At 66.6% G+C, this 23185-nt stretch carries 16 protein-coding genes; 9 read left to right on the plus strand and 7 right to left on the minus strand.

Going from position 1 to position 23185, the window contains the following annotated elements; translation table 11 throughout:
- Positions 1-9: 9 nt before the first annotated feature.
- Both OXQ33_RS02435 and OXQ33_RS02440 read right to left on the minus strand, forming a co-directional pair.
- On the minus strand, positions 10-1038 hold the full coding sequence (locus OXQ33_RS02435; RefSeq protein WP_267433272.1) for a class 1 fructose-bisphosphatase: 1029 nt from the start codon (positions 1036-1038) through the stop codon (positions 10-12).
- A gap of 5 nt (positions 1039-1043) precedes the next feature.
- Positions 1044-2072 (minus strand): LacI family DNA-binding transcriptional regulator, encoded by a 1029-nt coding sequence (locus tag OXQ33_RS02440; RefSeq protein WP_267433075.1) that lies wholly within the window; start codon positions 2070-2072, stop codon positions 1044-1046.
- A gap of 159 nt (positions 2073-2231) precedes the next feature.
- On the opposite strand from OXQ33_RS02440, the gene ptsP reads away from it, so the two are divergent.
- From ptsP to OXQ33_RS02470, 6 genes are all read left to right on the plus strand, one after another.
- Entirely contained in the window at positions 2232-4790 is a 2559-nt protein-coding gene (gene ptsP, locus OXQ33_RS02445) for a phosphoenolpyruvate--protein phosphotransferase (protein ID WP_267433076.1), read from the plus strand.
- A complete protein-coding gene (pfkB, locus tag OXQ33_RS02450; protein WP_267433273.1) occupies positions 4790-5758 on the plus strand; it encodes a 1-phosphofructokinase in 969 nt (322 codons plus the stop codon). Before ptsP ends, pfkB begins: the two co-directional genes overlap by 1 nt.
- Entirely contained in the window at positions 5755-7428 is a 1674-nt protein-coding gene (locus OXQ33_RS02455; RefSeq protein WP_267433077.1) for a fructose-specific PTS transporter subunit EIIC, read from the plus strand. Before pfkB ends, OXQ33_RS02455 begins: the two co-directional genes overlap by 4 nt.
- A 49-nt stretch (positions 7429-7477) precedes the next feature.
- Positions 7478-8881, plus strand: coding sequence for a carbohydrate porin (locus OXQ33_RS02460; RefSeq protein WP_267433078.1), 1404 nt, complete (start codon positions 7478-7480; stop codon positions 8879-8881).
- Positions 8882-9217: 336 nt separating this feature from the next.
- Complete coding sequence (locus OXQ33_RS02465; protein WP_267433080.1) at positions 9218-9826, plus strand: RNA polymerase sigma factor; 609 nt, start codon at positions 9218-9220, stop codon at positions 9824-9826.
- Entirely contained in the window at positions 9768-10778 is a 1011-nt protein-coding gene (locus tag OXQ33_RS02470; protein WP_267433081.1) for a FecR domain-containing protein, read from the plus strand. Before OXQ33_RS02465 ends, OXQ33_RS02470 begins: the two co-directional genes overlap by 59 nt.
- 37 nt (positions 10779-10815) lie before the next feature.
- Here OXQ33_RS02470 and OXQ33_RS02475 read toward each other — a convergent pair whose 3' ends face one another.
- Positions 10816-12009, minus strand: coding sequence for a pyridoxal phosphate-dependent aminotransferase (locus OXQ33_RS02475; protein ID WP_267433082.1), 1194 nt, complete (start codon positions 12007-12009; stop codon positions 10816-10818).
- A gap of 761 nt (positions 12010-12770) precedes the next feature.
- Between OXQ33_RS02475 and OXQ33_RS02480 the strand changes: the two genes are divergently transcribed.
- Positions 12771-15707, plus strand: coding sequence for a TonB-dependent receptor (locus tag OXQ33_RS02480; protein WP_267433083.1), 2937 nt, complete (start codon positions 12771-12773; stop codon positions 15705-15707).
- A gap of 248 nt (positions 15708-15955) precedes the next feature.
- Here OXQ33_RS02480 and OXQ33_RS02485 read toward each other — a convergent pair whose 3' ends face one another.
- On the minus strand, positions 15956-16492 hold the full coding sequence (locus OXQ33_RS02485; protein WP_267433084.1) for a hypothetical protein: 537 nt from the start codon (positions 16490-16492) through the stop codon (positions 15956-15958).
- Between the two features lie 68 nt (positions 16493-16560).
- Here OXQ33_RS02485 and OXQ33_RS02490 point away from each other — a divergent pair, with 68 nt between their 5' ends.
- Together OXQ33_RS02490 and ligD are read left to right on the plus strand one after the other, a co-directional pair.
- The gene (locus OXQ33_RS02490) at positions 16561-17451 is read left to right on the plus strand and encodes a Ku protein (RefSeq protein WP_267433085.1); all 891 of its coding nucleotides are present in this window, start codon (positions 16561-16563) and stop codon (positions 17449-17451) included.
- Positions 17444-19891: a DNA ligase D gene (gene ligD / locus OXQ33_RS02495; RefSeq protein WP_267433087.1), complete on the plus strand. Its 2448-nt coding sequence runs from the start codon at positions 17444-17446 to the stop codon at positions 19889-19891. Before OXQ33_RS02490 ends, ligD begins: the two co-directional genes overlap by 8 nt.
- Positions 19892-20162: 271 nt before the next feature.
- Here the strand turns inward: ligD and OXQ33_RS02500 are convergent, their stop codons facing one another.
- From OXQ33_RS02500 to OXQ33_RS02510, 3 genes are read right to left on the minus strand one after another with little or no spacing between them, the layout of a single operon-like run.
- Complete coding sequence (locus OXQ33_RS02500; protein ID WP_267433088.1) at positions 20163-21005, minus strand: hypothetical protein; 843 nt, start codon at positions 21003-21005, stop codon at positions 20163-20165.
- Positions 21002-21328, minus strand: coding sequence for a thioredoxin domain-containing protein (locus OXQ33_RS02505; protein ID WP_267433089.1), 327 nt, complete (start codon positions 21326-21328; stop codon positions 21002-21004). The genes OXQ33_RS02500 and OXQ33_RS02505 overlap by 4 nt, the downstream gene beginning before the upstream one ends.
- Before the next feature lie 39 nt (positions 21329-21367).
- On the minus strand, positions 21368-23170 hold the full coding sequence (locus OXQ33_RS02510) for an ABC transporter ATP-binding protein/permease (RefSeq protein ID WP_267433090.1): 1803 nt from the start codon (positions 23168-23170) through the stop codon (positions 21368-21370).
- Positions 23171-23185 lie beyond the last annotated feature (15 nt).

Here is a 23185-nt window from a genome sequence, read left to right on the forward strand (position 1 = left end):
GACTCGCTCCTATCCCGCACCGGACGTCGCGAGCTCCGCCACCATGGGCGCGCTACCCAGCGCAGCGATTTCCTCCGCGTCGCCGAGCATCAGTCCGACGCGCTGATGCAGTCCGGTGGGCCGGATATCAAGGATCCGCGTCTCGCCATCGGATGCCGCGCCGCCCGCCTGTTCGATCAGATAGCTCATAGGATTGGCCTCGTACATCAGCCGAAGCCGGGCCTGGCCAGTGCGGTCGTCGCGGGGGTAGAGGAACGTGCCGCCGCGCTTCAGGATGCGGTGGACGTCGGCCACCATCGATCCGGTCCAACGCATCGAATAGTCCCGGCCGCAGGGGCCCTCGGTTCCGGTGACCCGGTCGTCGACGAAGCGAGCGACCACGTCGGACCATTGCCGCCGCCGCGCCACGTTGATCGCGAATTCGGGCGTACCGCCGGGCATCCGGATCGGTCCGTCGGTCAGGTTCCAGGCCCCCACTTCGCGGTCCAGGGTGAACTCGTACACGCCGGTGCCGATTGAGAGGATCAGCAGCGTCTGCGGCCCGTAAATGGCATAGCCCGCCGCCACCTGCTCCGAACCGGGTTGAAGGAAATCCTCCTCACCGATCTCACGCCCGGCGGCATTCGCCGGGGCCTTCAGCACCGAGAAGATGGTGCCGACCGACAGGCAGACATCGATGTTGCTCGACCCGTCAATAGGATCGAACAGTAACAGATACTCCCCCTTGGGATAGCGGTTGGGGATGCGGTGGATCGTCTCCATCTCCTCCGACGCCATCGCCGCCAGATGGCCGCCCCATTCATTGGCATCGAGCAGGAAATCGTTGGCGATGACATCCAGCTTCTTCTGGACTTCGCCCTGCACATTCTCGCTGCCGAGCGACCCCAGGACCTCACCCAACGCCCCCTTCGACACGGCATGGCCGACCGTCTTGCAGGCGCGCGCCACAGTCTCGATCAGCAGGCGCAATTCGCCGGGCAGTTGCGCAGGCCCCCGCTGCTGTTCGATCAGGAAGCGCGTGAGCGACATTCGTGGCATCATGGTCAGGCTCCAGTCTCGGTGGAGAAGAAAGAAGATGTAGGATTGGGGCTGCCCGGTTCGCTGGAGCCGCGGGCGACCAAGCGCCCCGCGAGCACCACCTTGCGAACCGCGGCATCGGCATGGTCGAGCCGGTCCATCAGCATCGCCATGGCGGTGCGGCCGATCTCCTCGACCGGCTGTTCGATCACCGACAGGCCGCCGCCGACCAGGTCCATCCACCCCTCATTGTCGAACCCGGCCAGCGCCATGTCGTTCGGCACCGACAGGCCGAGCCCGTGCAAGGTGCGCAGGATCGCCATCGAGGCGACGCCGTTGCTGGCGATCAGCGCCTCGGGCCGGTCCGGCCGTGCCAGCAGATCGGTGACGATGCGCGCGACCTCGCCATCGCCATGCGGCACCGCGATCGCCTCGCCCGCCAGGCCCAGCCGTTGCACGGTCGCCTCGAAGCCCGCGCGGCGCTCCTCGCCGGTGCTGCTGGACGCGCCGAACAGCCCCGCGATGCGGCGAAAGCCGCGCGCATGCAGATGCTCGACCAGGATCGCCGCCATCGCCGCATTGTCGAGCACGACGCAGTCATGCGCGATGCCGGGCGTGGCGCGGTCGATCAGGATCATGGGATAGTCCGGCTTCGTCTTGGCGAGCGTCGCCAGTCCTTGCCGGGTGGGGGCCAGGATGACGCCGGTTACCCGTTCCTCCTGCATGAGTTGCAGGTACATGGCCTCGCGCGCGGCATCCTCATCGGTGTTGCACAGGATCACCCTCAGGCCATTCTCATAGGCCAGGTTTTCGATCGCGCGCGATACGGCGGTGAAGAAGGGGTTGCGGATATCCGCGACGATCAGCCCGATCGTGTTGGTGTGCCGCGACCGTAGCCGCCGCGCGGCGAGGTTGGGCCGATAGCCGGTCGAGCGCACCGCCGCGAGCACGCGGTCGCGCATCGCCTCGTCGACATTGCGGCCGCCGAGTACGCGCGATACGGTCGCGGTGGAGACGTTGGCGACCCGTGCCACATCCTTGATGCCGACGGTCATGGAAAACGTTCTCTCCTCTCCTTGGCGCTGTCTCGCGTCGCTTTCCCTGTGCTTCTGCCTGCTGGGCCGATTTCTGGCAAGAACTATTGACTTCAATTTGAGAAAACGTTTTCTAATAGCGCAAGCGACGAGCAGATTCGCGCCGGAGAGGCCAGAGACATGTCTACCCCCGTTCCATCCCCTGCCATTCGCGCGGACCTGATCCGGCTCGCGGCGACGGCGACCGACAAGAATGATGCGATCCGCCAGGCGGGGCAGTTGCTCGTCGCGGCGGGCTGTGTCGGGTCGGGCTATGAGAACAGCATGATCGCGCGCGAGGGCGTGGCGAACACCTATCTGGGCGCCGGCGTGGCGATCCCGCACGGCCTGGGCGAGGACAAGGGGCTGGTCCGCGCCGACGGGATCGCGGTCCTACAATTCGTCGACGGGATCGAGTGGAATCCCGGCCAGATCGCGCATCTGGTCGTCGGCATCGCCGCCAGTTCGGACAGCCATATCGCGATCCTGCGCCGCTTGACCCGCCTGATCCAGGACGAAGCGCGGCTGCACCAGCTGGCGACCACCGACGATCCCTCGCTGATCATCGCGGCGCTGCAGGACGATGCGGTGGACCAGAACCGCGCCCGCCTGCCCGCCGAGGATCTGGACGAGCGGGTGACGTGGACCGTCGATTATCCGACCGGCCTGCACGCGCGCCCCGCCGCCGCCTGGTCGGAAGCGGCCAAGGCGCTGCCCGTCGCCCTGCGGGTCCGCCACGGGGCGGAGGCCGCCGATCCGCGCAGCCTGGTCGCGCTGCTCCAGCTCGGGCTGAAGGCGGGGGACACGGTCACCCTCTCGGCCTCGGGGCCCGGCGCGCGCGTCGCGCTGGACAGTTTCCACGGCACGATCACGCGCCTCACCGGCCGCGAACAGGCCGAGGCCGCGCGCGCCGCGCAAAAGGCCGCCGCCGCCGTGCCGGTGCAGGGTTGGAAGCCGGTCGGCACGCCCGCGATGATCGCCGGCGTCGCCGCCAGTCCCGGCCTCGCGATCGGCAAGGTCCATGTTCTCGCCTCGGCCGAGCTGGAGGTGGTCGACCATCCCGTCGATCTCGCGACCGGCGGCGCGCTGCTGGAGGGCGCGCTGGTCCGCACCCGCGCGCAGATGCAGGGCCTGATCGACGATACCACGCGCCGCCTGGGTGCGGGCGATGCCGCGATCTTCAAGGCGCAGGCGACACTGCTCGACGATACCGACCTGATCACCCTCACCTGCCAGTTGATGGTGGAGGGTCATGGCGTCGCCTGGGCCTGGCATCAGGCGATCGAGCGCATGGCGGGGCAATTGTCGGCGCTGGGCAATCCGGTGCTCGCCGCGCGGTCGGCCGATCTTCGTGACATCGGGCGGCGCGTACTGGCCCAGATCGATCCGGGTCTGGGACTGGGTACACTGGACGATTTGCCCGATGCGCCGTGCATTCTGGTCGCGGGCGATCTCGCGCCGTCGGACACGGCGGCGCTCGACACGAACCGCGTCGCGGGCATCGCCACCGCGCTCGGCGGCCCCACCTCACACAGCGCGATCCTCGCCCGCACGCTCGGCCTGCCCTCGGTGGTCGCGGGGGGCGCGGACCTGTTGTCGCAGGCGGCGGGGACGGTCGCGATCGTCGATGGCGACACGGGGCGAGTCTGGCTCGATCCCAGCGAAGCCGACCTCGCTTCCGCACGCGAATGGATCGCCGCGATCGCCGCGCGCCGCGCCGCCGAGGAGGCCGAGCGCAGCCGCCCGGCGGTGACCCGCGACGGCCATAGCGTCGCGATCGCCGCCAATGTGAACCGCCCCGACCAGGTCGCCGAGGCGCTGGCGCAGGGCGGCGAAGGCGTCGGCCTGATGCGCACCGAATTCCTGTTCCTCGAACGCGGCGACAGCCCCAGCGAGGACGAGCAATATGCGGTCTATCGCGCGATGATCGACGCGCTGGACGGTCGCCCGCTGATCGTCCGCACGCTAGACATCGGCGGCGACAAGCAGGTGCCGCATCTTCATCTGCCCAAGGAGGAGAACCCGTTCTTGGGCGTGCGCGGCGCGCGGCTGCTGCTGCGCCGCCCCGACCTGCTGGAGCCGCAGCTGCGGGCGCTCTACCGGGCGGCGAAGGACGCCAATAAACAGGGGGGCGACCTGTCGATCATGTTCCCGATGATCACCTCGGTCGCCGAGCTGCTGACCTTGCGCGAACGGTGCGAGGCGGTGCGCGTGGCGCTCGACGCGCCGGTGGTGCCGGTCGGCATCATGATCGAGGTGCCCGCCGCCGCCGTCCAGGCCCATGCGCTGGCCAAGCACGCCGATTTCTTCTCGGTCGGCACCAACGACCTGACCCAATATGCGCTGGCCATCGACCGGCAGAATCCCGAGCTGGCGAGCGAGGCGGACTCGATGCACCCTGCCGTGCTGCGGCTGATCGCGATGACGGTGGAGGGCGCGCGGCGGCACGGTCGCTGGGTCGGGGTGTGCGGCGGGCTGGCGGGCGATCCGTTCGGCGCGGCGCTGCTGACTGGCCTCGGCGTCACCGAATTGTCGATGACCCCGCGCGACCTGCCCGCCGTCAAGGCGCGGCTGCGCGCGAGCGAGCTGCCCGCGCTCCAGGCGCTCGCCGCCCGCGCGCTGGCGGTGGAGAGCGCCGCCGATGTACGCGCGCTCGATATCGCGCCGGTAGCGCAAATGCCCGAAAGGAGCGCCGCGTGATGCGGATCGCCACCGTCACCTTCAACCCCGCCATCGACCAGACGATCACGCTCGACCGGCTGGTGCCGGGTGACGTGCACCGCGCCCGCGCGATCCGCCAGGATGCGGGCGGCAAGGGCGTCAACGTCGCGAGCTGCCTGGCCGACTGGGGCGCGCCGGTCAGCGTCTTCGGCCTGCTCGGCCAAGGCAATGCGGCGCTGTTCGAGGCGCTGTTCGCCGAGAAGGCGATCGACGACCGCTTCGTCCGCATCGCCGGCGACACGCGCGTCAACATGAAGATCGTCGACGATGCCGACACCACCGACATCAACATGAGCGGCCCGGTGGTCGGCGACGCCGATGTCGCGCAAGTGACCCGGGCGGTCACGGATTTCGCGGGCGAGGACGCGCTGATCGTCCTGTCGGGCAGCCTGCCGCCCGGCTGCGACCCGATCCTCTATGCCGAGATGGTCGCCGCACTGACCGCGCGCGGCGCGCGGGTGCTGCTCGACACCAGCGGCGCGCCGCTGACCCAGGCCTTGCGCGGCGAGGTGCTGCCCGGGATCGTCAAGCCCAATCGCCGCGAACTGGCCGCCTGGGCCGATATGTCGCTCGACAGCATGGCCGATGTCGTGGCCTGCGCCACCGCGCTGCACCGGCGCGGCGTCGCGCTGGTGGTGGTGTCGATGGGCGGGGAGGGCGCGCTGTTCGTGTCGGAGGAGGGGGCGCTGGTCGCGCACCTGCCCGCCGGGCCGCTCGCCAGCACGGTGGGCGCGGGCGACGCGATGGTCGCGGGGCTGGCCGCCGGCATCGCCGAGGGCGCGGGGCTGGAGCGGATCGCGCGCCTGTCCACCGCCTTCGCCGTCGCCAAGCTGGGCCGGCCGGGGCCGCATCTGCCCGATCTGGCGACGATCGACGCGCTGGCCGCGCAAGTGACGATCAGCGGAGCCGGAATCACCGGCCCGTCCATGGTGGGAGAGAAGGCATGAAGAGGCTGTTGGCGATCGTCGATGCCGGCGAGGCGGGCGTCACCGGCGTGCTCGCGGGCGAGGCACTGCGCCGCGCAGCGCGCGATGCGGGTCGGTCGATCGAGATCGAGCTGCGCACCGGGCAGGGCGTGGTCAACCCGGTATCGGCCGGGGCCGGCGACACGCTGCTGTTCGTGGGCGCGGAGGGCAGCGCCGATGCGGCGACCCGCGCGCGCGCCGACCGCTTGCTGACGCTGGAGGCGGTGCTCGCCGACCCGGCCGCCGCGCTGGCGGTCGGCGAGACGCCCCGCGCCGCGACGAAGAAGATCGTCGCGATCACCTCCTGTCCCACCGGCATCGCGCATACCTTCATGGCGGCCGAGGGGTTGCAGGAGGGGGCGCGGCAGCTCGGTTATGACATCCATGTCGAGACGCAAGGCTCGGTCGGTGCAGGCAATCCGCTGACGCCCGAGCAGATCGCCGAGGCCGATGTGGTGATCATCGCCGCCGACCGCGAGGTCGACCGGGCGCGCTTCGCCGGCAAGCGGGTGCTGGCCAGCAACACCAAGCCCGCCATCACCGGCGGCGCGGCGCTGATCGAACGGGCGCTGGCGGAGGCCAAGGTGCAGGGCGGCGGGGCGGCCACCACCAGCTCGCCCGAGGCGACCGAGCGCGCCGGCCCGTACAAGCATCTGATGACCGGCGTGTCGTTCATGCTGCCCTTCGTGGTGGCGGGCGGGTTGCTGATCGCGCTCGCCTTCGCGCTGGGCGGCATCCACGCCAATGACGAGGCGGCCAAGGGCACGCTCGCCTATGCGCTGTTCACGATCGGGGCCAAGGCCGGCTTCGCGCTGATGGTGCCGGCGCTGGCCGGTTATATCGCCTATTCGGTCGCGGACCGGCCCGGCATCGCGCCGGGCATGATCGGCGGGATGCTGGCGAGCAGCCTGGGCGCGGGCTTTCTGGGCGGCATCGCGGCGGGGTTCATCGCCGGCTACGGGGTCGACGCGCTCAACCGCGTGATCCGGCTGCCGAAGAACCTGCAGGGCCTGAAGCCGGTGCTGATCCTGCCGCTGCTCGGCACGCTGCTGACCGGCCTGTTGATGATCTATGCGGTCGGCACGCCGGTCGCCGCCGTGCTGTCCTTCCTGACCGAATGGCTGCGCGGGATGCAGGGGTCGAACGCGGTGCTGCTCGGCCTGATCCTGGGCGGGATGATGGCGTTCGACATGGGCGGGCCGGTCAACAAGGCGGCCTATGCCTTTTCGGTCGGGCTGGTCGCGAGCCAGGTCTATACGCCGATGGCGGCGACCATGGCGGCGGGCATGACCCCGCCGCTCGCCATCGCGCTGGCGACCCGGCTGTTTGCCAACCGCTTCACCGCCGACGAGCGCGAGGCGGGCGCGGCGGCGGCGGTGCTGGGCCTGGCCTTCATCAGCGAGGGCGCGATCCCGTTCGCGGCGCGCGATCCGCTCCGGGTGATCCCGGCGCTGATGGCGGGATCGGCGACCACGGGCGCGATCGCGATGGTCGCGGGCGTCGAGTTGCGGGTGCCGCATGGCGGCATCTTCGTCCTGCCGATCCCCGGCGCGGTCACGCATCTGGCCGCCTATGTCGCGGCCCTTGTCGCCGGGGTGGTGGTCAGCGCGCTGCTCGTCGGCCTGCTGAAACGCCCGGTGGTGCAAGGCTGACATCTACGGCCTTCGGGCCGGACGAGAGTTTTCCAAGAGGGGAAATGTCATGGCTGGAGTGAAGAGCCTCGCGGCGATCGCCGCGCTGGGCATGGGAATGGCCGCGTCCGGTGCGCGAGCCGAAGACGTGCCGCCGGCGACGGGGCCTGCGTCACCCCAGGTATCGCGTCAGGCGACCAAGACCGTGCCGCTGGTGCTGGGCCAGAAGAAGAAGGGAGTCGAGACCTATCAGCCGCTGGCCGATCAGGGCATCACCCTGGCGCTCAACTATACCGGCGAGGCCGCAGCGAACGCGACCGGCGGCTTCGCCCGCAAGTCCGCCTATACCGGGCAGATCTATGTCGGCGCGGATCTCGATTTCGAGCGGATCGCCGGAATCGCGGGCGGCGGCCTCCACGTCGCGGTCACCAACCGCCATGGCAAGAGCCTGTCGCAGATCGCGATCGGCAACAACACCTCGGTCCAGGAGGTCTGGGGCACGCAGAACACCCATCTCGCCATCCTGACCTGGGAACAGAAGCTGTTCGGCAATGCGCTCGACATCGAGGCGGGCAAGAGCCAGGCGAACATCCATTTCCTGAACTTACCCTATTATTGCCATTTCCAGACCAACTCGGCCTGTGGCAATCCGACCTTCGTCTTCAAGAACAGCAACTTCACCTATTTCCCGGCGTCGAGCTGGATGGCCAGGGCCAAGCTGACGATCGCCGATCGCTGGTTCGCCCATGCCGGCATCTATGAGGTCAATCCCAACCGCAAGCGCCCCGACGACAATGGGTTCAGCCTGAGCTTCAAGGGCGGCACCGGCTTCGTCATACCCTATGAACTGGGCTATGCGTCGGACTTCAAGACCGACCGGCTGCCGCGCCATTATATTCTGGGTGGCTGGATCGACCGGGGCGACTATGCCGATCCGCTGCGCGACACCCAAGGCGGCATCGCCATCCTGAGCGGACGGCCCGCTGCGACGCTCAAAGGCCGCAGCGGCCTCTATGTCCGGTTCGACCAGATGCTGACCCGGCCGGACATGAATTCGCATCGCGGGCTGGGCGTGTTCGGCGTGGCGATGACCAATCTGTCCGGGCGGGTCGAGGAGCGCCATTTCCTGGAACTGGGTCTGCTCCAGACCGGCACTTTCGCGGGCCGCGATCAGGACACGATCGGCTTCGTCATCAACCAGCAGAGCTTTTCCGACCTGGCGATGGCGCGAATGCGTGCGGCCCGGCTGGCGGCGGGTGGCGACGGCAACATCCGGCGCAACCAGTATATGATGGAACTGGCCTATGGCGCCCAGATCGGGCCCGCCGTCCGCGTCTCGCCCAACATCCAGTATATCCTCCACCCCGACCAGACCGGGATGCCCTTCCGCCGGACGAACATCCCCAATGCCCTGGTCTTCGGGTTCAAATTCACCATCGACGCGCCCACCCTCATCGCCGCCGCCCGCCGGTGAGGATCGCATGGCGCGCCGAAGACCCACCGGCGGCTAGCAAGGGATCAGGCTTTCGCGGAACAGGCCCAGCGCCACGCGGTTGCCGATCCGGAACCGGTCCCGCCGTGGCGATCTGACGAAGTATCTCCTTCGCCCGACGCTGGTGGACGCGCCGTCCCGCGCGCAGCGAATGGGCCGTGTTTCGCTGGCGCGCCCTCCTTGTCGTCATAACAAGCATCGGATTGATTTCGGCGTTGCTGGGACGCCATCAGGTGCTGGACAGAGGTCGGCGGATGTGAAACCTTTGTCATAAGAAAGGGGCGGGAGAGGCTGCGTAATTCTGTCGGGGGATGGGCAGTGGACAGCAGCGATCGTGCGAAACTGGCGTGGTTCAAACGGGAGATCCTGCCGCATGAGGCGGCGTTGCGCGCGCGCCTGCGGCGCAGCTTCGTGCAGCCCAGCGATCCGGCGTCCGACGTCGACGACTGTGTCGCGGAAATACTGACGCGCGTCTATGCTTCGCCCGGCTGGCGCAATGTCGGCCATGGTCGCGCGCATCTGTTCACCGTCGCGCGCAACCTGATGATCGACCGGGCCCGACGCGTCCGCGTGGTCGCATTCCACACCCTGACCGAGGCCGACCTGCTCCAGCACAGCCACGAACCCGAAGCGGCGCTGTGCGCGCGCGACGCGCTCCGCCGCGTCGAAAGCGCCTTGCAGACCTTGCCGCGCCAGTGTCGTACGGCATTCGTGCAGCGCCGCGTGCACGGAAAGTCGGTAGCCGAGATAGCGGATACGATGGGCTTATCCGTTTCCACCGTAGAGAAGCATCTGGTAAAGGCCGTGCGATTGATGATGCACGCCATGGCCGAGGATGGGGAACAGTCGGGTGGAGTGCGCGACCACGATGCGAAGCCAGATCGAGGCGAAGGCCGCCCAATTCGTCATCGCGCTGGATCAGAGTGACGATCCGGCACTTCGGCGCGAAGTAGATGCATGGATCGCCGCCGATCCGCGTCACGCGGTGGCCTTTGCACGGGCCGAATGCGCCTGGGAGGCTGGCGCGCTGCTCGACCCGGCGCGTACGCTGGCCCTGGAAGGCGATACCCCGGAACCGGCTCCTACCCCTGCGGTATCGGTCGCGGCACCGGTGCGGCACGGGTTCACCCGACGGCAGGCCCTGGCTTCCGGGGCGCTGGCGGCATCGGTGGCGGCGCTCGTCGGCTGGGCGGGCCTGCGCGAGCGCGGGACGCGCTACGAAACCGGGGTCGGGCAGGTGCGGGAGATCGCGCTCGCCGACGGATCGCGCCTCCACCTCAACACCAATTCCGCGGTGCTCGTCCGCTTCGAGGCGGACCGGCGCGCCCTGCAACTGCTGCGCGGCGAGGCCTATTTCAATGTGGCGCATGATATTCGACGCCCGTTCGAGGTGGAGGCACAGGGCACCGTCTTCCGGGCCCTGGGCACGGCGTTCGACGTGCGGCTGGAGGAGCGCGCGGTCGAGCTGACGGTGACGAAGGGTGTCGTCGGCATGCGCGCGGCGACCGGTCCCGCAGCGGCGATGCGGCGCGTCCCGGCGGGCGGCGGCGCCGTGGTGCAGGCGCATGCGATGGGCGTGACGACGCTGGATCCGGGATCGATCAGCCAGCGGGTGGCGTGGCGCGACGGCATGATCGAATTCGATGGCGACACGCTCGAGCACGCGGTCGCCGAGTTCAACCGCTACCGTGTGCGCCCGATCATCGTCGGGGATCCGCGTGTCGGTCGCCTCCAGATCGGCGGCCGCTTCCGCTTCGATGAGTCGCGCCTGTTCCTCGACGGCCTGGCCGAACGCCTGCCCGTGCGCGTGCTGACCAACGCCGATGGATCGGTGCTGCTGCTCTCGCACACGGAGGGCGCTACCGAACAGCTCCGGTAGGCGGCAGCGGGAATGATCCCCGCCGCCGCCGCGCTCGTCACGCCATGATCTTGTCGAGTGCCTGACAGAAGTGCCGCATCTCCGCCATCGATCCGATGGTGATGCGGCTGACGGTGGGCCAGATCGGCCAGGACCGACCGATTTCCACGGACTGCGCACGGAAGGCGGCCTGCATGTCCTTCGCGGGTTTCGTCTGCCAATCGATCATGAACATGTTGCTGTCGGTCCGCTTGAAGGCGACGCCGCGCTTGGTGAGGTGGGCGAGCGTCATCGCGCGTGCCTGTTCCATCGTCTTGCGCCGGGCGATGATCTGGTCCGTCGCCTTCAGGCTGGCCGTCCCGCAGGCGACCGTCGTGACGGGCAGAGCGCCCGATTGCATGCCGCCGTCATAGCGCATCATCTTTTCGATATTGGCCGGGTTCGTCATGATGAAGCCCAGCCGCAGGCCCGCCATGCCGAACAGCTTGGAGAAGGTGCGCAGGACGATCACGTCGGGATACTTGGTCGCCATATAGGACGCGACCGGTACGCCGGCGAAATGGGTATAGGCCTCGTCGATCAGGACCATCGTGCCGGCGGGCTTGTTGGCGATCAGCCATTCGATGTCCGCAAGCGGCGTCACCGTCCCGGTCGGGTTGTTGGGCGAACAAATGTAGATCAGGCCGGGGTTGGGATCGGCGGCCAGCATCGCCTTGACGTCGTGCGTCAGGTTCGGCGTCAGCGGCACCGCCTTGACCGGTGCGCCGAGCCATGTCGCGGTGCGACCGGCGAGTTCGAACGTCGGGTCGGCGGTGACGAGGCCGCGGGTCGGCGAGCAGAAGGTGACGACCGCGCGCGACAGCGGATCGCTGGACCCCGGCCAGGGCGCGATATGGTCCTCCGGCACGTTCTCGACCGCCGCGATGGTGCGCACGAAACTGGGGCGGATCGCGTTCGGTTCGTACCGGTTGCCCAGGGCGATGGCATCGGCGGCGGCCTTCTGTCCGGGTGCCAGCGGGCCGGTCCAGCATTCGTTCGCGCCGATACGGGTCTTCGCGGTCGGCGCGGGATCGGGCTTGCCGCCCGACGCCCAGGCCGGACGCCCAAGCGTGGCCGATGCCAGGGCACCCACGCCAAAAAACGCTCCGATCCGCGCCAGATCGCGCCGCGCATAGCCGCGCGTCAGCAAATCGTCGCACCCGTCCTCGGTCAAGGTCGCGCGAGAGGCGGTCGGGGCGGAAAGATCGGTCATCATAATCTCCAGTCTGGCAGGCAGGTCGGTGCGACGGATGGGCGGGTCGGTTCAGGTGGAAGGGTCGGTGGCGGCCGGAGACGGCTTCTCGCGACGGCTGCCAAACGTCGTGCCTGTTGCTCCTCCGGATTGGTCGTCGAGTGCGGAAAGCGACATTGCAGCCATAAGGGCCTTCGTCTCCTTGCGAGCGGGCGCGCCGCCGGCCGGTCGAACGACATGGCGGAGGCAGTTACCCGTTTGTACGAATGTCGGCGAAAAATCCGCCAGCCAAATTGCAGGAAAATTTCGCGTTAGGTGAGGCACATCGATCGAGTGGTGTTCCAGATTACCGAAGACGACAGGAAATTACCGAAGGCCATGGCGGGTTTCCCGGCATCGTTGGACCAACGGACAGCCCGCCCAGCGAAGGCCGGGTGATGCGAGTGGATTGGACCGTCAAGGAGACGGCCGTCGAGCGCCTGCACGATGAGAGACCTGATCCCCACTGCGCGCGCCTCGCCAACTTCGCGCCCGCCAAAGATTTTCCCGGCGGCTCAAGGCGCTCCTCAGTCTTACGCCCTGTAAATACATTGCCTTAGAGCCGCGTCCATTGTCAGCGTGCTCCTCCAAATGCCGGGACACAGGACCCAAAAGTGCGCGAGCCGTGACCGCCTTTCCGCTGTGGCGGCGATGCAACACCCCCGTTTTAAACAGGACGTCACTTGACATGAAAGCGACGACTACATTTAGTATACGAAATACACGACTTGGGGGCAAGTGACATGATCTATCGTAAAAAGGCGATGCGCGCGGCGTTGATGCTGGGTTGTGCGTGTTTTGCGCAGCAATTGTGCGCGCAAACTCAATCTCGTACGGCGACGGACACGCAAACGCAGAGCGATGACGGGGATAGCGCCGGGGAAGTGCTGGTCACGGGCTCACGCATTCGTCGCGATCCAAAGGACAGTCCTTCGCCTGTCGCGGTCGTTACCGCCGCCGAAATCCGCTCGGTGGGATCGCAGCAGATCACCGATGTCGTGAACCAGCTTCCAGCCTTGGCCATCACCCAGACCAATCAGACCAGCAACTTGGCGGGCAATGCGGGCATCAACGCACTTGATTTGCGCGGCATGGGGACGCAGCGCACGCTGGTACTGGTCGACGGCCATCGTCAGGTGCCCGCCATCCCCGGCACCTCGGCGGTCGATCTCAGCAACATTCCGTCCAGCCTGGTCGAGCGGGTTGAGGTCGTGACCGGCGGCGCATCGGCACTCTACGGCGCGGACGCGGTCGCAGGCGTGGCCAATTTCATACTGAAGAAGAATTATCAGGGCCTGGAATCGAACGTCCGCTACAATGCGTCGACGCGCGATGACATGAACCAATATGGGTTCGACCTGCTGGCAGGCACCAATTTCGCCGACAGCCGCGGCAACGTTACCTTCTACGCCTTTTACGACAACCAGCCGGAGGGGGTCGACGGCTCCCAACGTCCATGGACCGCGCAGGGCTATCCCTTTTACGGCAAGACCAAGACCGCGACCAAGAACACCATCTATGATGGTGTCTACAACATCTACTCGTCCAACTCGGCGCAACTCATCCTCAACAACCAGCTCTATGCCGTCGCGGCGAACGGCGCGCTGCGCGCGCCCAATCTGGGGCCGCAGGGTTTCCTCAATCCGCAGTCGGTCAACATGGCCAATACCAGCGAAGCGCTGGGCACGCTGCTGGCGGGCGAGGGCAGCGAATATCATGGCCGCTATGACGGCTGGCTGTTGTCGGTCCCATCGGAGCGCTTCTCGACCCGCGTCGCCAGCCATTATGACTTCAGCGAGGCGTTCAAGCTGTTTGGCAATGTCAGCTTTGCTCGCAACTTCTCGACCGCCGCCTATGCGCCGCTGACCGGCTTCGGCTATGACGCCGTCCCGGCTGACAGCCCCTATATCACGTCGCAGATGCGTGCGGCGGCGGGGGGTACGATCCCGGAGGGCGGCGTCAATTTCGCCCGGCGTGTCCTTGAGGTCGGCACGCCCGAAACCCAGTATCGCCGCAAAATGCTCCAGGCGGTGGCCGGGGCCGAGGGCGATTTCCGCCTGCTGGCCCACAATTGGAACTATACCGCTTATTATTCCTATGGCCGGTCCGAACAGCAGGTTCGCGATTTCAACGCAACCTCCTATGCCCGCTGGTATCAGGGGCTCGACTCGACCGCCGATGCAAGCGGCAACCCGGTCTGCCGCAGCACCCTGACCAGCCCGAACGACGGCTGTGTGCCGATCAATCCGTTCGTCACGCTGACCCAGCCGATGATCAACTATATCCAGTACACGTCGAGCTGGGCGAAGTCGGTCATGACCCAGCAGGTCGCATCCGGCTATATCTCGGGTGGGTTGTTCGATCTGCCGGGCGGTCCGGTGCAGGCGGTGATCGGCGCCGAATATCGCAAGGAGCGCAACGATATCGGCGTGGCGGCGGAGTACAACGCCGACAGCCCACGCTACGACCCGACGCTGGGCGTGACGCAGATGCCGCTGGTCGGCAATTACAGCGTCAAGGAGGCATATGGTGAACTCCACGCCCCGATCCTGCGCTCGACCCCGTTTTTCGACAGCCTGTCGGTCGATGGCGCGGTGCGCCTGTCCGACTACAGTACGGCGGGTCGCACCACGACCTGGAAACTGGGCGGCGAGTGGGCACCGATCCGCGACATCCGCTTCCGCGCGACCTATGGTCAGGCGGTGCGCGCACCCAATATCGGCGAGCTTTTCACCGCAAGCAGCATCGGCGGCATGTGGGTCACCGACCCATGCAACGCCTATAACCTTACCAACCGCATCACCCGGACGCAGTATACCGCACCCAACTGCGCCGCGATCAAACCGTCGGACCTGAGCAACTACTGGATTTATCGCGATATCATCTCGAAGGGTAATCTGGCGCTGAAGCCGGAAACCGCTCGGACGCTGACCGTCGGCGCGGTGATCCAACCTCGCTTCATCCATGGCCTTTCACTGACCGTCGATTATTACGATATCGACCTGCGCAACGCGATCGACGCTTTCGGTGCGCAGACCATCATCGACAAGTGCGTCGACCAGCCGAGCCTGACCAACGTTTTCTGCGAGCTGGTCACCCGCGATGCCGGCAACAACATCAAGTCGGTCGTCACGCAGAAACTGAACCTGGCACAATATCTGACGCGGGGCCTGGACTTCGGGTTGAACTATGCGACCGATCTGGAACGGCTGGGCTTTGGCGCGGGCGCTGGCAACCTGTCGATCAACGCCAACTACACCAGGCTGCTCAACCGTCGCTATACGCTGGACCCAAGCGATCCGAACACCGTCACCGAATATCGCGGTGTGTTCGGCAGCCCGACATGGAAGGGCGTGATCCGCACCACCTATTCGCAGGAAAATTGGGGCACGACCTGGACCCTGCGCCACTTCTCGCCGATGAAGGCTGCGACCACGATCACTGCGGAAAAATACGACCCGGTGTTTACGCCGAACGTCTTCTACAACGACTTTTTCGCCTGGGTCCGCCTGAACAAGAATATGGAACTGTCGGGCGGCCTCAACAACGCCTTCGACCGCAAGCCCCCGCGCATTCCGGGTGCCGAGGCGGGCGGCGCCAATTTCGAACTGAGCTATCAGGCAGGCGTCTATGACGTGATCGGGCGGACGTTCTTCGTCGGGCTACGTTTCACACGATAATCTTGCCTTGTACACGGGGGGGGGGGATCGATACCGGTCGATACCCCCTTTCATGCCGTTCGATGGCCAGTTGCGTCGGGACATAGGGAATTTCCTTCTTTCCCGTTATTCTGGCTGGACGACAGTGCCCGCTGGAGGCGATCTACCGGCGTCCAAAGCACGTCGAAGTCTGCGCCGGAGCACAAAGCCTATCCCACCCACTGCGCGGAGTGGCGGTGACGCGTCCTGACCAGGGTGGGTAATCGCCTTCAGCCCTTGCGCCATCGTTCGATCGCCTGATCATACGCCGCCTGTGCGTCGTCGCGTATCGCCCGCAGCTTATCTTCCTCGCCGCGCTGTTGTCGCTGGAGATCGGCACGGTCGCGCTGCGCGGCTTCGACCTTTGCCTTGGCTGCGGCATCCGCCTCGCGGTGGCGTTTCATGGTGTCCTGTAGTGACCTTTCGGCCCTTTCCAGTTCCCTGGCGGATGGCTTTGGTTTCTCAGGTACAGCCTTGTTCGCGCGGGCCTTTGCAGACCGCGTTTTGCCCTTAGCTGGTCGGTCGGGGGGTAGTGCGGCGAATTGCTCCGCCTCCGAACCACGCAGGCGTCGAACGACTTCGCCGGGCCTGGCCAGCGCTTCCTTCATCAACTCCGGATCGGTGACCTCGGACGCCGCGCCCCGCGCGAAGAGATCGCGATCGCTTCCCCAGGCCCGCAATGCCGCCGCCCGGCTGGGGGCGGCCACCAGGGCGTCGTGAAAGCCGATCGCCGTGGTGAACACCTTGAGTTTCGGTGCCTTTGCCATCCAACCCTCCTTTTTCGGGCGAACTCCCATAGCCTGTCGTGCGTTGCACGGGGGCAAGGAGAACCGGCATGGCCGCACGCGCTTACTGGCAGGGACAGATCAAGCTCGCCTTGGTCTCCATCCCGGTGGAAATCTACTCCGCGACCCGCTCGGGTGCGACCGTCTCATTCAAGCAAATCCACGAGCCCAGCGGCAAGCCGATCCATTACGAAAAGGTGGTGACCGGCATCGGACCCGTGGACAAAGACGAGATCATGAAGGGCTATGAGGTAGCCAAAGGCGAATATGTGCTGTTGGAACAGGACGAGATCGACGCGGTCAAGCTGGAGAGCAAGAAGACGCTGGAGCTGACGCAATTCGTCGACGCGGACGCGGTCGACGTGCTCTATTATGAGAAGCCGTTCTTCGTGGTGCCCGCCGATGATCTGGCGAACGAGGCGTTCATCGTGCTGCGCGAGGCCCTGAAGCGAACCCGCAAGGTCGGGCTGGGACAACTGGCGCTCAGGGGGCGCGAATATGTGGTCAGCCTGAAGCCATCGGGGCGGGGCATGGTTCTGGAGACGCTGCGCTACGCCGACGAGATGGAGAAAGCCCAGGGCTATTTCCGGGAGATCCCCGATGACGAGCCCGAAGGCGAGTTGCTGGAACTGGCGGAGGCGCTGATCGACCGAAAGAGCGGGCCATTCCACCCGCAGGAATATCATGACCGCTATGTCGATGCGCTTCGCGACCTGATCGAACGCAAGCGCAAGGCCAGGGGCAAGAAGATCATCGAGGATGACGGGGAGGACAAGGCGACCAAGGGCAGCAATGTCGTCGACCTGATGGCCGCTCTGCGTCAGTCGATGGGCGGCAAGGGCGGAGCATCATCGGCGAAGAAACCCGCGCAGAAGAAGCCGGTGGCGAAGAAGCCGGCGTCCGGCAAGTCGACCAGGCATGTGGGGAAGAAACGTGCCTAAGCGCGCAAACAAGGCGGAATCGCCCCTGCTCGCGACCTATAACGCCAAGCGGGACTTCGCGCGTACCGCCGAGCCAGCAGGGACGCTGGAGCCCGGGCATGGCAACCTCTTCATGGTCCAGAAGCATGACGCCACCCGTTTGCACTGGGACTTCCGACTGGAAATGGATGGCGTGCTGAAGAGCTGGGCCGTGACCCGCGGCCCCAGCCTCGATCCCGCCGAGAAGCGGCTGGCGGTCCGCACCGAGGATCATCCGCTGTCCTATGCGACCTTCGAGGGTACGATCCCCGCCGGTGAATATGGCGGCGGCACGGTGATGCTATGGGATCGCGGCACCTGGTCGCCGGTCGCGGGCAAGTCCGCGTCGGACATCGACAGCGGCCACCTCCACTTCGTGCTGCATGGTGAGCGGATGCGGGGCGAATGGATGCTCATCCGCCTGAAGCCGCGCGGCAAGGAGCGGCGCGAGAACTGGCTGTTGCGTAAGGTGCGGGATGCGGAGGCCGGGGGTACCGACGTGCTGGTCGAAGAGGCGCTGACCAGCATCGCCACGGGGCGAACGATGGCGGAGATCGCAGACGGTCGACCCGCACGCCCATCCAAAAGAAAGGTCGCGGCGGCCGGTCGCGCCTCGCCACCGCGCACGCGCCGGGGCAAGCCGACATTGCCCTCGTTTCGCAAGCCCCAGCTATGCACCTTGCAGGACACCGTCCCCACCGGCACCGCATGGCTGCATGAGATCAAGTTCGACGGCTATCGCGTGCTGGTGGCAATCGCCGCTGGCCGAGCGCAGATCTTTACCCGCACAGGCCTCGACTGGACCGACAAATTTCCCAACATTGCTGATGCCGCGACCCGGTTGACGGGCACCGCGCTGATCGACGGCGAGGCGGTCGCGTTCAAGGACGGTCGACCCGATTTCTCGACCCTGAAGAACGCGATCGGGGAGGGCGGCGAGACCGTGCTGATGGCCTTCGACCTGCTGGAGCAGGATGGCGAGGATCTGACCGCGCTTCCGACGCTGGAGCGGAAGGAACGGCTACGCTCGCTATTGGCCGATGCGCCTGCCGCCATCCGTTTTTCGGAACATGTGATCGGTCAGGGGGAGGCGCTGTTGAATCAGATGTGCCGAGACGGGTTGGAAGGCGTGGTGTCGAAGCGTGCGGATGCGCCCTATCGCTCGGGCCGCACGCGTGCCTGGGTCAAGGTGAAATGCGTCAAGCGCGATGCCTATGCGATCGTGGGCTGGCTGCCTTCGGACAAGCGGCGTGGCTTCAAATCGCTGCTGCTGGGGCAGGAGGGGCCGGACGGCTATGTCTTTGCCGGCAAGGTGGGGACCGGCTTCGATCTGGCAACGATGGACGCGCTCCGCCTCAAACTGGAGCGTATCGAGCGGAAGACGCCGACGGTCGTGGCGCCCAGGGCGGCGGTGAAGGGCGCGCACTGGGTGACGCCCAGCCTGTCCGCCGACATCGCCTATGCGGAGGTAACCCCGGATGGGCTATTGCGCCATGCCAGTTTCATCGGGCTGACCGGCCGCCGGGGCACGACGGCCTCCGACCCACTTCCCATGGCCGAGACCAGCGTGACCATCACGCATCGCAGCCGGGTGGTCTTTCCCGAAACGGGCATCACCAAGGGCGATCTGGCGGACTATTACGCGACGATTGCTCCCTTGATGCTGCCGTTCATGCGCGACCGCCCCGTCAGCCTGGTTCGCTGCCCGCAGGGGCGGGGGCGCAAATGCTTCTTCCAGAAGCATGACGCCGGCAGCTTCGGCGACCATGTCCGCCGCGTGGCGATCCAGGACAAGGACGGCGACGCCGACGATTATCTCTATGTCGACGATATCGACGGGGTGATCGCCTGCGTGCAGATGGGGGCGATCGAGTTCCACGGCTGGGGTTCGAGGGTGTCGGAGGTCGAGACACCAGACCGCATGGTGTTCGATCTGGACCCCGATGAAGGACTGGGTTTCGCCGAGACCAGACGCGCCGCGGAACATCTGAAGGAGCAACTGGCCGAGCTGGGCCTGACGAGCTTTCCCATGCTGTCCGGGGGCAAGGGCCTCCACGTCATCGTTCCGCTCACGCCCGAGGCGACATGGCCCGACGTGAAGAGCTTCGCCGAGCGGTTCGCAAAGGCGCTCGCCTCGGCCGATCCCGAGCGTTTCGTGGCAACGATGACCAAGTCCAAGCGATCGGGGCGTATCTTCATCGACTGGCTCCGTAACCAGCGCGGCAGCACCGCCGTCATGCCCTATTCGGTACGGGCGCGGGACGATGCCCCGGTCGCTGCACCGGTGTCCTGGAGCGAGTTGCGAGAGATCGAGACGGCCGGAGCATGGACGCTGCGCGATGCGGACATGCTCGTGCGTCGTGCCGCCAGCGCTGCGCTGGCCGGTTGGGGAATAGCCCGTCAGACCTTGCCCGATGTCTAGGCCCTGGGGCCTGTCAGACGGCTTGCGTGGGGAGCGACATTGGACCCCGTCCGGTCGAGCGGTGCCGCCAGGATCAGGATCTGTGATATGCGTCGGCCGAGCGGCTGCTTATCAAGGGTCTTTAAGTATCCGTCCGCCCCATCAGCCTTCTTGAACGCGGCGGCAGACCCCGCCGACTTTGATCAACTGTCACCGTAATTGCTGCTCCACTCCCCGATCGGAGCGACCATCGCTGGGGTTTTTCCGCCTCCCTATTTCAAAAGGAGTTTCGTCATTTGGCAGCGGCGACGTAGGCGAGCACGATGTCGGGAACGGATCGGGTGCGGTCGAGGTAGCGGGCATTCGTGCGTGCCAGCGATGCCTCGAAGGCTGCGGCGAGCGCGGGTTCGCCTGTGCGGAACAGGGCGGGAATGTCGACCGCCTCACCTTTGTCGCGTAGCGGCTGGGTTTGTTGGTAAATCTCGTCAAGCTTGGCCATGGCGCGCGCACGGTCGACGTCTCCGAACGCGGGATCGGCTTCACGGTTGACGTCCTGAAGCCATGCCGCGATCAGCGTCGACAGGATCGAACTGCTCGTTCGCAGGGGCCAGCACGCGGTGGCGCATATGTTCAGGGCGGCACGCTCCGGACTGCGCGGTAACGCTGCTTCGGCGGCCGCCTCGATGCGGCGGCGCGCTGCGGTCCATTCGCCGCGATGCACGGCAGTGCCCGAGGCCTCTGCGTGGTGTAGCGCTTGTACTTCGGCATAGGCGACCGCCGCGACCCGGTCGGCACCCATGGCGGTCAGGAAATGGTCGACGATCCGCCGTGGCACCGGTGACAGGTCGGTGCCGACCTCGACGCATTCCACCCAGCGCAGTGTGACCGTAGCCCGGTGATCGGGCTCGGCATAAGCGGTCAACGGATCGAGTAATCCAGCCATGGCAAGCGGGTAGCCGAACCGGGCCGCATAATCGGCGCTATCGCCTCCTTCCGTCGACACGCCGAGCGGACTGCCCCCCGAGCCGTCCCAGGCGGTCCCGCCGAAGCGAAGCGTGCCCTTGGCGACATGGCTTTCCAGTCTGGCGAGCAGTGCCGCCTTGATCGCGGGATCACCCCCGAAGGCGCCGGTCATAGATGGCTTTCGAGCCAGGCGGTCAATTGCCCGCGCGACTTCAGGCCGACCACCCGGTCGATCTCCATGCCGTCGCGATACAGCGCCAGGGTCGGCAGCGCGCGCGCCGCGAACGGCTTGGCGATCGCCTCGTCCGCCTCGACGTTGAGTTTGCATATCTGCAACTCGTCGACGAAATCGGCCGCCAGATCGTCGAGGATCGGGGCCAGGGCCCGGCATGGGGCGCATGTCGGCGACCAGAGATCGAACAGGATCAAGCCGCTCTGCTCCGCGATGACCGCGGCGACGTCCGAGCCCGTGACGTCGATAACCTTGCCCGTCATGATGTTCAAAATCCTCTCTGCCGTCTCGTTGCGGCGATCTCAGTCGCCGGTCCTGGTCCGGTCGATGGCGGTGGCGATCGCGCCGCCATCCGCGAAGGTCAGCATATGGCTGTGGTGCGCCAGCAGCGTCTCGTCATGCACCACGCTGATGATCGTGGCGTCGGGCAGCCCCGTGCGGACGCTGTCGTAGAAATGGCGCGCATTGCCCGCATCGAGGGCGCTCGTCGCCTCGTCCAGGACCAGCAGCGTCGGGCGATGCAGCAGGACGCGGGCCAGCGCGATCCGCTGCTGCTCGCCGGGGGACAATTCCTCCTGCCACAGGCGCAGCGCGTGCATCTCGGCGGCGAGATGGCCGAGCCGTACCTGTTCCAGCAATGCGACGATTTCGACATCGCCATGCTTTTCGGGGCGATCGGGGAAGCAGACCGCCGCCTTGAGCGTACCCTGCGGCAGGTAAAGCCGCTGCGGCACGAACATCGCCCGGCTGTCATGCGCCATCGCGACGCTGCCCTGCCCGTCGGGCCACAGCCCTGCCAGCGCGCGGACGAGTGTCGACTTGCCGGTGCCCGAGGCACCCCGCACCGCCCAGCGTTCGCCCTTGCGTACGGTCCAGTCTCCGACGATCGCCAGCGCCTCGCCATGCGGACGGTGGAGCGCCAGGCCCTGGGTCGCCAGCACGACGCCCGGCGCGGTGCCCGCGCCGACCGTGATTCCAGCAGGCCGCACCTCGTCCAGCGCGTCGTCCAGCCCCTTCATACGGTTGAAATAGCTGACCTGCTGACCGATCAACTGATAGCTCTTCACGAAATAGCCGAGTTGCATGCCCAACTGCCCGAAGGCGTCGCGGCCCGCCATCAACTGGCCGAAGGTCATGCTCCCGGCGAAATAGCCCGGCACCATGATGAACAGCGGCAGGACCGTGCCCAACCGGTCATAGACGCTGCCCGCCGCGGTGATCCCCAGTGAGCTGTAGATGACCGAGCGGAAATTGGTTCGCACCGCGTCGAACGCCTGGCGCAGGGCCTCGCGCTCGGTCGGGACCGCACCGGCCAGCCCGATCTGCGCCGCGTTGCGACGGACATGGATCAGCCCGGCGCGGAAATCCGCCTCGCGGTGCTGCTGGCGCATCATCGCGCGGACGAAGGGCTGGCCGATCTTGGCGGTCAGCCACGATCCGATGATCGCATAGGCAAAGGCATACCAGACGGTGCTGCCCGGAATGGAAATCGCGGTGCCGCCCAGCGAGAAACGGATCGGCGGCGCCGTCTCCAGCAGGATCATCGCGAAGGTGACGCCGGTCACGACCGATCCGACCAGCCGCATGACGATATGCAGCGCGCCGATCGTCATGCCCAATGCGGCGGTGATCGCGTTCAGATCGTCGGCGATGCGCTGGTCGGGATTGTCGATGATCCGCAACCGCTCGATCTCGGCATAGCGGTTGCGGCTCATCCAGCGGTCGAGATAGTCGCGCGTCAGAAAGGTCCGCCAACGGATCGACAGCAGGCCGTCGATCAGATTCTCCGCCAGGATCATGGCGATCTGCATCGCCATGATCCCCAGGAATACGATCAGCAGCGGCACCATCTGAGCCTGGTCGCGCTGTTCGATCGCGTCGAAGAAATGCTGCTGCCAGCGATTGGCGCGCAGCATGATGAACGCCGTGCCGAACTGGAAGAAGAACAAGGTGATCAGCGCGAACCAGGCGAACTTCCAGTCGGACGACCGCCAATAGCCGCTGACCAGCCGCCATGCGTCCGCCCAGCGGGCGGTGGCGTCCTGGGGTGGGGCGAGGCCCGTCTCGCGACGGACCTCCCCGCTTTGGGTGGGTTGCGGCATCATCGGCGGGTCATCCTG

Origin of the sequence: Sphingomonas sp. GM_Shp_1 (assembly GCF_026540895.1) — a bacterium.
Lineage (GTDB): Bacteria > Pseudomonadota > Alphaproteobacteria > Sphingomonadales > Sphingomonadaceae > Sphingomonas.